16 protein-coding genes, 1 tRNA gene, 1 other RNA gene and 1 other annotated feature are annotated in these 14,656 nt (G+C 37.2%); of the genes, 14 read left to right on the top strand and 4 right to left on the bottom strand.

The genetic code is table 11. From position 1 onward, the window contains the following. A partial coding sequence (locus ILS93_RS28070; protein WP_064475251.1) for a YaaC family protein occupies positions 1–1,001 on the bottom strand: 1,001 nt, incomplete at its 3' end. 115 nt (positions 1,002–1,116) lie between these two features. Here ILS93_RS28070 and guaB point away from each other — a divergent pair. From guaB to ILS93_RS28105, 7 genes are all read left to right on the top strand, one after another. Then, complete coding sequence (gene guaB, locus ILS93_RS28075; RefSeq protein ID WP_000264076.1) at positions 1,117–2,580, top strand: IMP dehydrogenase; 1,464 nt, start codon at positions 1,117–1,119, stop codon at positions 2,578–2,580. Between the two features lie 113 nt (positions 2,581–2,693). After that, positions 2,694–4,001, top strand: a complete 1,308-nt coding sequence (gene dacA / locus ILS93_RS28080) for a D-alanyl-D-alanine carboxypeptidase DacA (RefSeq protein ID WP_141669114.1) — start codon at positions 2,694–2,696, stop codon at positions 3,999–4,001. A gap of 161 nt (positions 4,002–4,162) precedes the next feature. Beyond that, positions 4,163–5,050: a pyridoxal 5'-phosphate synthase lyase subunit PdxS gene (pdxS, locus tag ILS93_RS28085; RefSeq protein ID WP_000186157.1), complete on the top strand. Its 888-nt coding sequence runs from the start codon at positions 4,163–4,165 to the stop codon at positions 5,048–5,050. Positions 5,051–5,068: 18 nt separating this feature from the next. Further along, positions 5,069–5,659: a pyridoxal 5'-phosphate synthase glutaminase subunit PdxT gene (gene pdxT, locus ILS93_RS28090; protein WP_064475253.1), complete on the top strand. Its 591-nt coding sequence runs from the start codon at positions 5,069–5,071 to the stop codon at positions 5,657–5,659. Between the two features lie 54 nt (positions 5,660–5,713). Continuing rightward, positions 5,714–5,935: a binding site (T-box leader), on the top strand. Positions 5,936–5,986: 51 nt separating this feature from the next. Further along, the gene (gene serS / locus ILS93_RS28095; RefSeq protein WP_000884182.1) at positions 5,987–7,261 is read left to right on the top strand and encodes a serine--tRNA ligase; all 1,275 of its coding nucleotides are present in this window, start codon (positions 5,987–5,989) and stop codon (positions 7,259–7,261) included. A 154-nt stretch (positions 7,262–7,415) separates the two neighbouring features. After that, positions 7,416–7,508, top strand: a tRNA-Ser gene (locus ILS93_RS28100). Positions 7,509–7,674: 166 nt separating this feature from the next. Beyond that, complete coding sequence (locus ILS93_RS28105) at positions 7,675–8,067, top strand: sigma factor-like helix-turn-helix DNA-binding protein (RefSeq protein ID WP_000364198.1); 393 nt, start codon at positions 7,675–7,677, stop codon at positions 8,065–8,067. Between the two features lie 35 nt (positions 8,068–8,102). Here ILS93_RS28105 and ILS93_RS28110 read toward each other — a convergent pair whose 3' ends face one another. The 3 genes from ILS93_RS28110 to ILS93_RS28120 all read right to left on the bottom strand — a co-directional run bounded on the left by ILS93_RS28110 (position 8,103) and on the right by ILS93_RS28120 (position 10,074). After that, positions 8,103–8,771 (bottom strand): deoxynucleoside kinase, encoded by a 669-nt coding sequence (locus ILS93_RS28110; RefSeq protein WP_064475254.1) that lies wholly within the window; start codon positions 8,769–8,771, stop codon positions 8,103–8,105. A 2-nt stretch (positions 8,772–8,773) separates the two neighbouring features. Then, a complete protein-coding gene (locus ILS93_RS28115) occupies positions 8,774–9,409 on the bottom strand; it encodes a deoxynucleoside kinase (RefSeq protein WP_064475255.1) in 636 nt (211 codons plus the stop codon). 125 nt (positions 9,410–9,534) lie between these two features. Next, complete coding sequence (locus tag ILS93_RS28120) at positions 9,535–10,074, bottom strand: cysteine hydrolase family protein (RefSeq protein WP_064475256.1); 540 nt, start codon at positions 10,072–10,074, stop codon at positions 9,535–9,537. Positions 10,075–10,181: 107 nt separating this feature from the next. On the opposite strand from ILS93_RS28120, the gene tadA reads away from it, so the two are divergent. The 7 genes from tadA (at position 10,182) to ILS93_RS28155 (ending at position 14,532) form a co-directional block, all read left to right on the top strand. After that, positions 10,182–10,682, top strand: coding sequence for a tRNA adenosine(34) deaminase TadA (gene tadA, locus ILS93_RS28125; RefSeq protein WP_064475257.1), 501 nt, complete (start codon positions 10,182–10,184; stop codon positions 10,680–10,682). A gap of 80 nt (positions 10,683–10,762) precedes the next feature. After that, positions 10,763–11,027: signal recognition particle sRNA large type (gene ffs / locus ILS93_RS28130), an RNA gene on the top strand. A 132-nt stretch (positions 11,028–11,159) separates the two neighbouring features. Beyond that, positions 11,160–12,848, top strand: coding sequence for a DNA polymerase III subunit gamma/tau (gene dnaX / locus ILS93_RS28135; protein ID WP_222661718.1), 1,689 nt, complete (start codon positions 11,160–11,162; stop codon positions 12,846–12,848). 25 nt (positions 12,849–12,873) lie between these two features. Then, positions 12,874–13,200 carry a YbaB/EbfC family nucleoid-associated protein gene (locus ILS93_RS28140; RefSeq protein WP_170771173.1) on the top strand — a complete coding sequence of 109 codons (327 nt, stop codon included), beginning with the start codon at positions 12,874–12,876 and terminating at the stop codon, positions 13,198–13,200. Between the two features lie 14 nt (positions 13,201–13,214). Continuing rightward, positions 13,215–13,811, top strand: coding sequence for a recombination protein RecR (gene recR, locus ILS93_RS28145; protein WP_000559169.1), 597 nt, complete (start codon positions 13,215–13,217; stop codon positions 13,809–13,811). A 14-nt stretch (positions 13,812–13,825) separates the two neighbouring features. After that, a complete protein-coding gene (locus tag ILS93_RS28150; protein ID WP_000466020.1) occupies positions 13,826–14,047 on the top strand; it encodes a YaaL family protein in 222 nt (73 codons plus the stop codon). A 215-nt stretch (positions 14,048–14,262) separates the two neighbouring features. After that, entirely contained in the window at positions 14,263–14,532 is a 270-nt protein-coding gene (locus ILS93_RS28155) for a pro-sigmaK processing inhibitor BofA family protein (protein ID WP_001089260.1), read from the top strand. Positions 14,533–14,656 lie beyond the last annotated feature (124 nt).

Raw genomic sequence — 14,656 nt, forward strand, 5'->3', positions numbered from 1 at the left:
TATTTCCCATGGAATAGGCCTGGTCCTGTTAGTAAAAAAGATGAAATATAGTAAGGGATTTTTTGAGCAGAAATAGTAAGAAATTGATAAATAAATGGGTAATCTTCAGAACCATAGCTCCCAAGTAAATCATACCACCAATCTGTTTCATATCTAGAAATCATACTTAAATTGTAGAGCAATAAATAATGAACAAGAAGTTCAGGTAATACTGGTTTAGGATTTCTCGGGTCAGTTGTAATTGGTAAGTAATAAGCATCAGCAAGATATTCGTAGTATAAGGGCGTACTATATATAGGATTCCACGATTGGATAGGAGCTGTAAAAAGCAAATTCGATCCGCTCGTTTTCCCGGGAACATGTTGTATGGATAAATGTTTACAAGTTGATTCAATGTAACGTGAAAATCTTTCTGTAGTCATATGGAGTCGATCTAGTATGTTGACCGAAAAGGAAAGTTCATTTGTATTTGTTGAATCGATTTTATATAATGTGGCCCCTCTTTGACTATAGCGAAATAAATTTTGTAATTCAGGAATATTTCCCATTAGATCTAACATGTTAAACTTCTCTGCTTCTAAGTGTTTCATGTGAAACAGCTGTTCTGCAATATGAGTAAATAATCCATTTTTTTGCACCTTCACCTCATCTTCTAAAAATTGATACCCCTGTTTTTTTCGTTTACGAGTCGTAACACCATGAGCTAAAACAGTAGTGGATTCTGGATAGTTAGGATCAATAGTTAGTAAGCAGGCTTTAAAAAGTTGGCTCATTCCATAAAACAATAACATTGGCTGAATGGAAAATGGGGCTACCTTATATAATTCATAATAGTTTTTCCCGTGTTCTAAGTAATAAATAAAGGGATAACAATTTTCGAAACTTTTTTTTTCAGCATCTTGTATGGAGGATTTTTCATAGCAACGGGCAAGATAACGTTGTACATTTTGAGATGAAAAGAAGAAACTTAATTGCTGCCAAGTACAATGTGTTTGATGCATATATTACGCTCCTTTTATTGTCTAAAAATTCTAACATATATATACGTCCTTGACAGTATTTTAACCAATTGATAAGCTACTAATAATAATTTCTGGTATCATGGGGGGAACAATTATGTGGGAATCTAAATTTGTTAAAGAAGGTTTGACTTTTGATGACGTATTACTTGTACCAGCAAAGTCAGATGTACTACCAAGAGAAGTAAGTGTTAAAACAGTTTTATCTGAAAGCTTACAGTTAAATATCCCGTTAATTAGTGCAGGAATGGATACAGTAACAGAAGCTGATATGGCTATTGCAATGGCTCGTCAAGGCGGTTTAGGAATTATTCATAAAAACATGTCTATTGAACAACAAGCGGAGCAAGTTGATAAAGTAAAACGTTCTGAAAGTGGCGTTATTTCAGATCCTTTCTTTTTAACTCCAGAACATCAAGTGTATGATGCAGAGCATCTTATGGGAAAATACCGTATCTCAGGTGTACCGGTTGTAAATAATTTAGACGAGCGAAAATTAGTTGGTATTATTACAAACCGTGATATGCGTTTTATCCAAGACTACTCAATCAAAATTTCCGACGTAATGACAAAAGAAAAGCTAATTACAGCTCCAGTTGGTACAACGCTGGAAGAAGCTGAAAAGATCCTACAAAAGTACAAAATTGAAAAACTCCCTCTCGTTGATAACAACGGTGTATTACAAGGGCTGATTACAATAAAAGATATTGAAAAAGTAATTGAATTCCCAAATTCTGCGAAGGATAAGCAAGGACGCTTATTAGTTGGAGCAGCGGTTGGTGTAACGGCTGATGCTATGCTTCGTATCGACGCATTAGTAAAAGCTAGCGTAGATGCAATCGTACTCGATACAGCTCATGGACATTCTCAAGGTGTTATTGATAAAGTAAAAGAAGTTCGTGCGAAATATCCATCACTAAATATTATCGCTGGAAATGTTGCTACTGCTGAAGCAACGAAAGCATTAATTGAAGCAGGTGCAAACGTAGTTAAAGTTGGTATTGGACCAGGCTCTATTTGTACGACACGCGTTGTAGCTGGCGTGGGTGTACCACAATTAACAGCAGTTTATGATTGTGCAACAGAAGCTCGTAAACACGGTATTCCGGTTATTGCTGATGGTGGTGTTAAGTACTCTGGTGACATGGTAAAAGCTTTAGCAGCAGGAGCACACGTTGTTATGCTAGGTAGTATGTTTGCTGGTGTTGCTGAAAGCCCTGGAGAGACTGAAATTTACCAAGGTCGTCAATTTAAAGTATATCGTGGTATGGGTTCTGTCGGAGCGATGGAAAAAGGAAGTAAAGACCGTTACTTCCAAGAAGGAAATAAAAAACTTGTTCCAGAAGGTATTGAAGGTCGAGTACCATATAAAGGACCTTTAGCAGATACAGTTCATCAATTAGTTGGTGGATTACGTGCCGGTATGGGATATTGCGGAGCGCAGAATTTAGAATTCTTACGTGAGAATGCACAATTCATTCGTATGTCAGGTGCTGGTTTACGTGAAAGCCACCCTCATCACGTACAAATTACAAAAGAGGCTCCAAACTACTCATTATAATGTCTGATATACAAATAGACGGAGATTTGATATCTCTGTCTATTTTTTTTTGATTATGTTAGAATAACGGTTATGTGAGTACATAGATATTGGGGGTAACAGACGTGAAAGGTATGTTTTGCAAAAGATTCATTGCTTTAGTAACAATGCTTACACTAGCTTGTAGTATGTTGTTACCATATAGCAATGCATCAGCAGAAACAGGAGCTTCTTTAAACATTGAAGCAGGTGCAGCAATTTTAGTTGAAGCAAATTCTGGGAAAATTTTATATCAAAAGAATGCAGATGAATTATTATCAATTGCTAGTATGACAAAGATGATGAGTGAATATTTAGTTCATGAAGCAGTGGATAAAGGAAAACTTAAGTGGGATCAAAAAATTAAGGTTTCTGAATATGCGTATAAGGTTTCACAAGATGCTTCTTTATCAAATGTTGCATTAGAAAATGGCGGCATTTATACAGTAAAAGAGTTATATGAAGCAATGGCAATCTTTTCTGCAAATGGTGCAACAATTGCATTAGCAGAAGCAATTGCAGGTAAAGAAGTAGACTTCGTAAAAATGATGAATGATAAATCGAAAGAACTAGGGTTGAAAAATTATAAATTTGTCAATTCTACAGGTTTAACGAATAAAGATTTAAAGGGAATGCACCCTGAAGGAACAACAGCGGATGAAGAAAATAAAATGTCTGCAAAGGATGTTGCAACTTTAGCACAACATTTAATTAAAGATTACCCAAAAGTGTTAGATACAGCAAAAATCCCGAAAAAAGAATTTCGTCCACAAAAAGAGAAGTTTGCAATGTCGAACTGGAACTGGATGTTAAAGGGCTTAGTGAAAGAATATGATGGCGTAGATGGCCTGAAAACAGGCTCGACTCCAGAAGCCGGGGATTGCTTCACTGGTACGGTTGAAAGGAACGGTATGCGTTTTATTTCTGTAGTTATTAAAACAAGTTCTCATACAGCACGTTTTGATGAAACAAAGAAGCTATATGATTATGGATTTGCTAACTTTGAAATGAAGCAAATGTATAAAAAAGATTCTTCAGTAAAAGGACAAGAAACAGTACGAGTAGAAAATGCTAAAGATAAAGATGTAGCAGTTCAAACAAAACAAGCTGTTTCACTTCCAGTGCCAAAAGGAAGTAAAGATGTTTATAAAACAGAATTAAAAGAAGCAAATAAGGGACAAGAAGCACCTATTAAAAAGGGAGCTGTACTTGGCCAAATGGTAATCACACCAAAAGATGCGAATGACCCTGGATTTTTATCTGGTAAGTCATTACAAATAGATCTTGTAACAACGTCTGCAGTAGAGGAAGCGAATTGGTTTACTCGCTCTATGCGCGGAATTGGTTCTTTCTTTAGTGGTATATGGAATAGTGCTGTTGATACAGTAAAAGGTTGGTTTTAAAAGCTCCTCATTGTAGGGGCTTTTTCTTATTCCTATTTTTCATACCGACTTTATGAAAAAGTAGTAGACAAGCATCTGATGGTTAGTGGTAGAATGTAAGAGTATTCTTAATTTTCGCCTTTAACGGGGAAAAGCAATTCACCTAGGGGGGTTTTTGTAACATGACAAATGTAACAGGGACAGAACGTGTAAAACGTGGAATGGCAGAAATGCAAAAAGGCGGCGTTATTATGGACGTAATTAACGCTGAACAAGCAAAAATTGCAGAAGAGGCAGGCGCAGTTGCCGTTATGGCACTAGAGCGTGTACCAGCAGATATTCGTGCAGCAGGTGGCGTTTCTCGTATGGCAGACCCAACAATCGTTGAGGAAGTTATGGGTGCGGTGTCAATTCCGGTTATGGCAAAATGCCGTATCGGTCACCTTGTAGAAGCACGTGTATTAGAATCATTAGGGGTAGACTATATCGATGAGAGTGAAGTGTTAACTCCTGCCGATGAAGTATACCATTTAAATAAACGTGATTACACAGTTCCATTTGTATGTGGTTGCCGTGATATCGGAGAAGCTGCACGTCGTATTGCAGAAGGTGCATCTATGCTTCGTACAAAAGGTGAACCAGGAACAGGAAACATTGTAGAGGCAGTGCGTCATATGCGCCAAGTCAATGCAGAAATCCGTCAAGTTGCAAGTCTACGTGAAGATGAGTTAATGACATATGCAAAAAATACTGGTGCTCCTTATGAAGTACTACTTGAAATTAAACGCCTTGGTCGTTTGCCAGTTGTAAACTTCGCAGCAGGTGGTGTAGCAACACCAGCAGATGCAGCGTTAATGATGCAACTTGGTGCGGATGGTGTATTCGTAGGATCTGGTATCTTCAAATCAGAAAATCCAGAGAAATTTGCACGCGCAATCGTTGAAGCGACGACTCATTATGAGGATTACGAACTAATTGCAAGCCTTTCTAAAGGGTTAGGTAATGCAATGAAAGGTATCGAAATTTCAACATTATTACCAGAACAACGCATGCAAGAGCGTGGATGGTAATTGAAGGAGAACTTTAAAATGGTGAAAATCGGTGTACTAGGTCTTCAAGGTGCAGTTCGTGAGCATATAAAATCAGTTGAAGCAAGTGGTGCAGAAGCTGTTGTTGTAAAGCGTATAGAGCAACTTGAAGAGATTGATGGTCTTATTTTACCAGGCGGTGAAAGTACAACAATGCGCCGTCTTATTGATAAGTATGCTTTCATGGAACCACTTCGTACATTCGCGAAGTCTGGTAAACCAATGTTTGGTACATGTGCAGGTATGATTCTTCTTGCAAAAACACTTATTGGCTATGAAGAAGCACATATTGGTGCTATGGATATTACAGTAGAACGCAATGCGTTCGGACGCCAAAAAGATAGCTTTGAAGTCGCACTTTCAATTAAAGGTGTAGGAGAAGAATTTATTGGTGTATTTATCCGTGCTCCGTATGTTGTAAATGTAGCTGATGATGTTGAAGTACTTTCTACACATGGTGACCGAATGGTAGCAGTAAAACAAAATCAGTTTTTAGCTGCTTCATTCCATCCGGAATTAACGGATGATCATCGTGTCACAGCATACTTTGTAGAAATGGTAAAAGAAGCGAAAACGAAAAAAGTTGTCTAAGTAACTTGCAACTTGTATAAGATTATAGTAAATTGATGGTAACAATTTTATAAAATAAGCGTGTTGATAGGAAGTAGTAACAAATGCCGTTTCTTATAGAGAGTCGATGGTTGGTGGAAATCGATAGAAACAGTTTGTGAATCCATCCTGGAATGGAATGTGGAATATCTTTATGATTAGTAAACATTCCCGGTGAAGAGCCGTTATTTCTACTTGAGAGGAAGGCGGTAATGCTTTCAACTAGGGTGGCAACGCGGGTTAACTCCCGTCCCTTTATATAGGGACGGGAGTTTTTTGTGTTTTATAAAATAAAAGGAGGAGTATATAATGCTTGATATTAAATTTTTACGTACAAATTTTGAAGAAGTAAAAGCAAAGTTACAGCATAGAGGCGAAGATTTAACTGATTTTGGTCGCTTTGAAGAGCTGGATACGAGAAGAAGAGAATTACTTGTTCAAACAGAGGAACTAAAAAGTAAACGTAACGAAGTATCTCAACAAATCTCTGTATTGAAGCGCGAAAAGAAAGATGCAGAAGCTCTAATTCTAGAAATGCGTGAAGTTGGAGAAAAAGTAAAAGATCTTGATAATGAACTTCGTACAGTTGAAGAAGATTTAGAAAGATTAATGTTATCTATTCCAAATATTCCTCATGAATCTGCTCCAGTTGGTGAAACAGAAGATGATAATGTAGTAGCACGTACTTGGGGAGAAGTGAAAGAATTTGCTTATGAACCAAAACCACATTGGGATCTTGCTACAGATTTAGGAATTTTAGATTTTGAGCGTGCTGGGAAAGTAACGGGAAGCCGCTTCGTATTCTATAAAGGTGCTGGCGCGAGATTAGAGCGTGCTTTAATTAGCTTTATGCTTGATCTTCATACTGATGAGCATGGATACGAAGAAGTATTACCTCCGTATATGGTAAACCGTGCAAGTATGACAGGAACAGGACAACTTCCGAAATTTGAAGAAGATGCATTCCGTATTGAAAGTGAAGATTACTTCTTAATTCCGACAGCTGAAGTACCTGTAACGAACATGCATCGTGATGAAATCTTAAATAAAGATCAATTGCCTATACGATATGCTGCATTTAGCTCTTGTTTCCGTTCTGAAGCAGGTTCAGCTGGTCGTGATACACGTGGCTTAATTCGTCAGCATCAGTTCAATAAAGTAGAGCTTGTAAAGTTCGTAAAACCAGAAGATTCTTATGAAGAGTTAGAAAAACTAACAAATGATGCAGAACGCGTGTTACAATTATTAGAGTTGCCATATCGCGTTATGAGCATGTGCACAGGCGATTTAGGATTTACAGCAGCGAAGAAATACGATATCGAAGTATGGATTCCAAGCTATGGCACATATCGTGAGATTTCTTCTTGTAGTAATTTTGAGGCTTTCCAAGCGAGACGTGCAAATATCCGTTTCCGTCGTGAGCCAAACGGAAAACCAGAACATGTTCATACATTAAATGGATCTGGTCTTGCGATTGGACGTACGGTTGCAGCTATTTTAGAGAACTACCAACAAGAAGATGGTACAATTATAATTCCAGAAGTTCTTCGCCCTTATATGGGAGGAAAAGCAGTTATTAAGTAAATGTAAACATTCATCGGTATGAGTGATTGGTAATTATGAGCATTGTCAGTACTGAAATGTAGGAGGGGAAAGGTAAATTTCCCCTTTCCTCATAATTTATTTTAGTAGGGTTGACTAACTGTTTTTCTTTTGATATTATATTTGATGTCAATATGGAGGTATACCCAAGTCTGGCTGAAGGGATCGGTCTTGAAAACCGACAGGCGGCGAGAGTCGCGCGGGGGTTCGAATCCCTCTACCTCCTCCAGATATAATTGACAACAGCGCATATAAGTGGAGATTGGAGAACTCGTTACCAACACGTAACGAGTTTTTATTTTAAAACCAATCATAAAGTATGGTGTAGGGCGATTTTCTCCTTATTACACACTCATATTCCGATGATTATCTTCATAGATATGAAAGGAGTCAACATGGATCTTATTATACAAACGTTTCCTTTAGATGGAAAAACTTTATATTATGTACAATGTCCTGTCTGTAAGAACAATAGAATTTTAAACAGTGGTGCAAATGTGTCACGCATTATAAGCGATGATACATTCCGTAAACTTTGTGGTTGCACTTGTGATGTAAAGCAAACTGCGACAAAAGTAGAGGCGCCAAAAAAAGTTGAAAAAGCAGCTGTAAAGAAAGAAGCAGCTCCAAAACGTACAGGTAAAGTATTAACAGCAGTAATTAACGGGAAAGAAATGACTGTTAAAGAGATTGCTGAAACATACGATATTAGTACAAGTACTGTTCGTCAGCGTATTAACGCTGGAAAACCTGAGAGTGAAATTATTGCTCCGACAAAAAAGAAGTAATTTAATAGAAAAACCCGTGCGTATGCACGGGTTTTTTATTTTACAAGTTTACGTGTTTGTTTTAAAAAATGGCCAATTTTTTTAATGATTGGTTCAATTGAATCGCCATCTTTTAAAATATCGTATTCATTAATGTTTAATCGTAAAACAGGGCATGCATTAAAGTTGTTAATCCAGTTTTCGTAACGGCCATGCATCTCTTTCCAATACTCAATTGGTGTTTGTTGTTCCATCGGACGTCCGCGTTCTTGGATACGATCAACAATATCATCGAAAGAACCTTCTAAGTAAATTAATAAATCTGGATGAGGGAAGTAAGGAGTCATGACCATAGCATCAAATAAACCTTTGTATGTTTCATAATCAGTTTCCGTCATTGTACCTTTTTCATGATGCATCTTTGCAAAAATTCCAGTGTCTTCATAGATAGAGCGATCTTGAACAAAACCGCCACCGTATTCAAAAATTCTTTTTTGTTCTTTAAATCGTTCTGCTAAAAAGTACACTTGCAAGTGGAAGCTCCAGCGTGTGAAATCAGCATAGAACTTGTCCAAATACGGGTTCGAATCTACCTTTTCAAATGATGTGCGATAACCTAAAGTGTTAGCTAATGCAGTTGTCATAGTTGATTTTCCGACACCTACTGTTCCAGCAATAGTGATTACTGCGTCATTTGGTATATCATATTTTTGCCTTAAATTCATTGTTATTTCGACTCCTTTAAGAGAGTATTTTGAAGGGCGGATAGGATGACGTTTAAATCATCAGGATTTTTTACAAAATCCATATCGTCTCCGTTAAATTTCAATACTGGGATATCTGGATGATCCTTTTTAAAAGTATCCATTGCCGTTTCGTAATCTTTTGTGAGCTGTAGTAAGTAATTGGGATCCATATTTTTTTCGAATTCTCTTCCGCGCATCGCAATTCGTGTTTGTAATGTTTCCAAGCTAGCTGTTAAATAAACGATAACGTTTGGTACAGGCATATCTTGTGTAAGGATACGATAGATTTGCATGTACTTGTCGTATTGAGAATTCTTTAATGTACGGGATGCGAAAATTAAATTTTTAAATATATGATAATCCGCTACTACTGGCTTCCTTTGATTCAAATACTTTATGTTAATATCTTCTAATTGTTTGTATCTATTACAAAGAAAGAACATCTCTGTTTGAAAACTCCATTCGTCGATGTCTTCATAGAATTTTCCTAAAAAAGGATTTTCATCAACAATCTCTTTTAGTAAGTGGAGTTGCATGTGAGTTGAAATTGCCTTCGCAAGCGAGGTTTTTCCAACACCAATTGGTCCTTCAACCGTGATAAAAGGTACTCCGGTCACGCTGTTTCCTCCTTTCAATCAGTGATTTACCGTGACTACTAAAAACACAAAACAGAATTATTGTAGCACAAGAGGGAAGCGAGCGGGTTAATTTGATATAAAAAGTTAGAAAATAGATATATGTATTAATTAATTTTTATTTGAGATGAAGGTACTATATTTGCTTTTAATGTGGATTCCATTATTTTTAAAGCATGCAGATTATCCTGATCGTGATTAGAGGCAATACAGTCCTGTGGTACATACAGTTTATAATTTCTCATATGAGCGTCGTTAGCTGTAAAGAGGATACATATATTCCCGGCGACTCCTGTTAATATTAGATTTTCTATTTTTAAATAGCCTAATAAAGAATTTAAAGGTGTTTCATAAAAAGCAGAGTAATGTGGTTTAATAAAAATGTAATCATCGGAATTTGGAGCAATCTTATGAATGATATTTTCGCTATACTCATTTGTACAATGGGTAATTAGTTGGTCAATATCAGATCTCCAAAGTTGATAATGGTCATTAACATAAATTATGGGGTAGCCAAAGGATTTCATTGTTTTCTTTAATTGTAAAATAGGGTTTGTTATAATTTCGCATTTTTTGGCTAAGATGGGCCCGTGTGAAAATTGAAAATCATTAATCATATCGATAATGAGTAAGGCAGTATTCTTCATATGTAATCCCCTCTCTTTTTTATTAGGGTGGATTGAATTTGTAAAAGTTATCCCATGTGTAGTAAATGGAAATAAGTGTACTTTATTTGTAATGAAAGGACTATGGTATGGAACGCGATCAAGATATTTATTTTATGCAGTTAGCAATAGAAGAGGCTGAAAAAGCAGAGGCAATACAAGAAGTACCGATTGGTGCAGTTATAGTGTTAGATGGTGAAGTAATTAGTGTTGCTCATAATTTAAGAGAAACTGAACAAAGATCAATAGCTCACGCTGAGTTGTTAGCTATTGATGAGGCGTGCAAAAAATTAGGGACATGGCGTTTAGAAGATGCGACGTTATATGTAACATTAGAGCCTTGTCCGATGTGTGCGGGTGGAATTGTTTTATCACGAGTGAAGCGAGTTGTATATGGTGCAAGTGATCCGAAAGGTGGATGTGCAGGGACGTTGATGAATCTTTTAACGGATGAACGCTTTAACCATCAATGCGAGGTAGTTGCTGGTGTATTAGAAGAAGAATGCGGTACTTTGTTAACAAACTTTTTTAGAGAGCTTCGTAAAAAAAGAAAAGCGATAAAAAAATTAGAGAAAAGTAACGAGAATTAACGTATTTGCATTTTGTAAAAAAACAAGTTATACTGATAATGCCTTTTAATGAAGGCAACCGAATATTGGTTTTAACTTTGCCGTGCTAAGCGGGGAGGTAGCGGTGCCCTATACTCGCAATCCGCTCTAGCGAGGCCGAATCCCTTCTCGAGGTTATGCTGCTGTAAGGTCTGCCTTAAGTAAGTGGTGTTGACGTTTGGGTCCTGCGCAACGGGACCCCGTGAACCTTGTCAGGTCCGGAAGGAAGCAGCAATAAGCGGGTCTTCTCGTGTGCCGCAGGAGTGCCTGAACCGAGCTAACTGCTTGAGTAACGCTTATGGTACGTAATCGACAGAAGGTGCACGGCAGTTATATATGTATACAAAACTCACCTTAATACTAAGGTGGGTTTTTTGTATAGAAAATAACTTTTGGAATCTATAAACAGAATGGGTTATAATAAATGAGATAATAACCTTTGAGGGAGGCCGTATTTTCGTGTCATACCAAGCGTTATACCGAACATGGAGACCGCAAAAATTTGAAGATGTAGTTGGTCAAAAGCACGTGACAAAAACGTTGCAAAATGCCCTTCTTCAAGAGAAAGTTTCACATGCTTATTTATTTTCTGGGCCGAGGGGAACAGGAAAAACGACAATTGCAAAAGTATTTGCAAAAGCAATCAACTGTGAACATGCTCCGGTAGCTGAACCTTGTAATGAATGTCCTTCTTGTTTGGGGATTACACAAGGATCTATTTCAGATGTATTAGAAATTGATGCGGCTTCAAATAACGGTGTAGATGAAATTCGAGATATTAGAGATAAAGTAAAATATGCTCCAAGTGCTGTAGAATATAAAGTATACATTATTGATGAAGTCCACATGCTTTCTATGGGTGCCTTCAATGCGCTTTTAAAAACGTTAGAAGAGCCGCCAGGACACGTCATCTTTATTTTGGCGACAACAGAACCGCATAAGATTCCGCCTACAATCATTTCACGTTGCCAGCGTTTTGAATTTCGAAAAATATCAGTAAATGATATTGTTGAGAGATTATCGACGGTTGTGACGAATGAAGGTACGCAAGTAGAAGATGAGGCGTTACAAATTGTTGCACGTGCCGCTGAAGGTGGTATGCGTGATGCGCTTAGTCTTATTGATCAGGCAATATCTTATAGTGATGAGACAGTTACGACAGAAGATGTATTAGCTGTGACAGGTTCTGTTTCCCAGCAATACTTAGGTAACTTAGTAGAATGTATACGTGAAAATGATGTATCAAGAGCATTACGTATCATAGATGAGATGATGGGTAAAGGGAAAGATCCAGTTCGTTTTATGGAGGATTTCATTTACTATTATCGGGATATGCTTTTATATCAAACTTCACCACAACTGGAACATATGTTGGAACGAGTAATGGTAGATGAGCAATTCCGGATGTTAAGTGAAGAAATGCAACCGGAAGTAATCTATGAAATCATTCATACTCTTAGTAAGGGACAACAGGAAATGAAGTGGACAAATCATCCGCGAATTTTCTTAGAAGTTGTTATGGTACAACTGTGTCAACAGTTTATGATGCAAGCAAACGGTGCAGATCGTTTACAAGCAATTATGAACAGGATGCAGCAATTGGAGAAAGAGTTAGAACAAGTCAAAAAGAATGGTGTGCCGGCTGGTGTGCAGCAAGAAGTCAGAGAGACACGTGCAACACCAAAGCCAGTGCGGACAGGTAGTATGAAGATTCCTGTCGGACGCGTAAATGAAGTGTTAAAACAAGCAAAGCGCCAGGATTTAGAGCGATTAAAAGCTGTGTGGGGTGAGTTGTTAGGCAGACTCAAAGCATACAACAAAGTAGCGTTTGCTGTTTTATTAGAAAATAGCGAACCGGTGGCGGCTTCGGATGATACTTACGTTTTAGCGTTTCAATATGAGATTCACTGTAAAATGGCAAGCGAAAATCGAGAAGCTATGGATACAGTGGAACAAGCCTTATTTGAATTGCTAAGTAAAAGATTAAATATGATTGCCATTCCAAAAAGTGAATGGGGTAAAATCCGTGAAGATTTTTTACAGCGTGAAGGCGGGGAGTCTGAAGAAAGCCCAGAGAAAAAAGAAGATCCTCTTATAGAAGAGGCCGTAAAATTAGTAGGACAAGAACTTATTGAAATAAAAGAGTAATAATAATTAGGAGGAATTAATTATGATGCGTGGCGGAATGGGAAATATGAATAATATGATGAAACAAATGCAAAAGATGCAAAAAGATATGGCAAAGGCGCAAGAAGAGCTTGGCGAAAAAACAGTTGAAGGTACAGCTGGCGGCGGTATGGTCACAGTTATTGCAAATGGTCATAAGCAAATTCTTGAAGTGAAAGTTAAAGAAGAAGTTGTAGATCCAGAAGATATCGAAATGTTACAAGACTTAGTGTTAGCTGCAACGAATGATGCACTTAAAAAAGCTGATGAACTTTCAAACTCTACAATGGGTAAATTTACAAAAGGCTTGAACTTACCAGGTGGAATGTTCTAGGAGGATACTGATATATGCATTATCCAGAACCGATATCGAAATTAATTGATAGTTTTATGAAGTTGCCAGGAATCGGACCGAAAACAGCGGTTCGATTGGCATTTTTCGTATTAGATATGAAAGAAGATGATGTGTTAGGTTTTGCAAAAGCACTTGTGAATGCGAAGCGAGATTTAGCGTATTGTTCTGTATGCGGACATATTACTGACCGCGATCCTTGTTATATTTGTAATGATTCGCATCGAGATCAGTCGGTTGTTTGTGTTGTGCAGGAACCGAAAGATGTAATCGCAATGGAAAAGATGAAAGAGTATCAAGGTGTATATCATGTGTTACGTGGTGCGATTTCTCCAATGGAGGGAATTGGACCGGAAGACATTAATATCCCGCAACTTTTAAAGCGACTGCATGATGAAACGGTACAAGAAGTGATACTAGCAACAAACCCTAATATTGAAGGGGAAGCTACAGCGATGTATATATCCCGCCTCTTAAAGCCGACAGGTATTAAAGTAACTCGTATTGCACATGGTCTGCCAGTTGGTGGAGATTTAGAATATGCAGATGAAGTGACACTGTCGAAAGCGTTAGAAGGTCGTAGAGAAGTATAAGAGGAGAAACAAAAATGTTCTTTCAAAAAAAGGGTAAATTGCGTAAAGAGTATGATGATAAGTTAATTGTACTATTAGAAAAAGTGAAGAATGAATGGTTACGTCAGAAGAGAATGGTTGAACAAAGTGTGGAACCATCTCAAGATGTACTTTGTTCTTTGAAAATAGCGGAGGCGAAATATTTCTTCTTGTTAAAAGAAGCAAAACGTCGTCCGGTAAAAATGGAACAATGGTAAAAGGTTCTGCTGAAAAAGCAGAACCTTTTATTTTATTCGTTAAACATTGCGTGGTTACTTCGTTTGGAAAGAGTGAGGAATCGTTTTATATGAAGAAAGTGTCGTCGAATAAAATTTAATGAGATGAAGCGACTGGAGTAGTATGATAAATGTTCTTTTTTATCGCCTTGTCCCATACAAATAAATGTGTATAGGTCATTCACAAGGAGGAAAAAATGAATTCTACAATTATTATTGTTGGTATTCTTGCTCTAGTTTTTATTTTTCTTGTTTTTGGAGTTTCTTCTAAGCCGTTACGTTTTATAGGAAAAGCGCTCTTTCATGTTACTTTGGGAATAGCGTTACTTTTTATCGTAAACGTTGTAGGAACATATTTTGATTTTCATATTCCAATTAACTTGGGTACAGCAACAATCACAAGTCTATTAGGTCTACCTGGTGTTGCTGCATTAGTGGTTATTAAGCTTTATATCATGCCAAGATAAAATTATTTTGGCATTTTTTTAAAAAGTGTTGACGAACAAATGATTAATATGGTAAATTAATAAGCGTCGTCAGGAACGAAAGAAAAAAGTTGTTGACAGATTTAACGCAAAATGTTAAATTATA

The organism is Bacillus sp. 16GRE42 (assembly GCF_019837435.1).
In the GTDB taxonomy this organism is placed as follows: Bacteria; Bacillota; Bacilli; order Bacillales; family Bacillaceae_G; genus Bacillus_A; species Bacillus_A wiedmannii.

Coding starts and splice junctions, on each gene's coding strand:
- guaB (WP_000264076.1), top strand. CDS start 1,117: ATGTGGGAATCTAAATTTGTTAAAGAAGGTTTGACTTTTGATGACGTA.
- dacA (WP_141669114.1), top strand. CDS start 2,694: ATGTTTTGCAAAAGATTCATTGCTTTAGTAACAATGCTTACACTAGCT.
- pdxS (WP_000186157.1), top strand. CDS start 4,163: ATGACAAATGTAACAGGGACAGAACGTGTAAAACGTGGAATGGCAGAA.
- pdxT (WP_064475253.1), top strand. CDS start 5,069: ATGGTGAAAATCGGTGTACTAGGTCTTCAAGGTGCAGTTCGTGAGCAT.
- serS (WP_000884182.1), top strand. CDS start 5,987: ATGCTTGATATTAAATTTTTACGTACAAATTTTGAAGAAGTAAAAGCA.
- ILS93_RS28105 (WP_000364198.1), top strand. CDS start 7,675: ATGGATCTTATTATACAAACGTTTCCTTTAGATGGAAAAACTTTATAT.
- ILS93_RS28110 (WP_064475254.1), bottom strand. CDS start 8,771: ATGAATTTAAGGCAAAAATATGATATACCAAATGACGCAGTAATCACT.
- ILS93_RS28120 (WP_064475256.1), bottom strand. CDS start 10,074: ATGAAGAATACTGCCTTACTCATTATCGATATGATTAATGATTTTCAA.
- tadA (WP_064475257.1), top strand. CDS start 10,182: ATGGAACGCGATCAAGATATTTATTTTATGCAGTTAGCAATAGAAGAG.
- ILS93_RS28140 (WP_170771173.1), top strand. CDS start 12,874: ATGCGTGGCGGAATGGGAAATATGAATAATATGATGAAACAAATGCAA.
- recR (WP_000559169.1), top strand. CDS start 13,215: ATGCATTATCCAGAACCGATATCGAAATTAATTGATAGTTTTATGAAG.
- ILS93_RS28150 (WP_000466020.1), top strand. CDS start 13,826: ATGTTCTTTCAAAAAAAGGGTAAATTGCGTAAAGAGTATGATGATAAG.
- ILS93_RS28155 (WP_001089260.1), top strand. CDS start 14,263: ATGAATTCTACAATTATTATTGTTGGTATTCTTGCTCTAGTTTTTATT.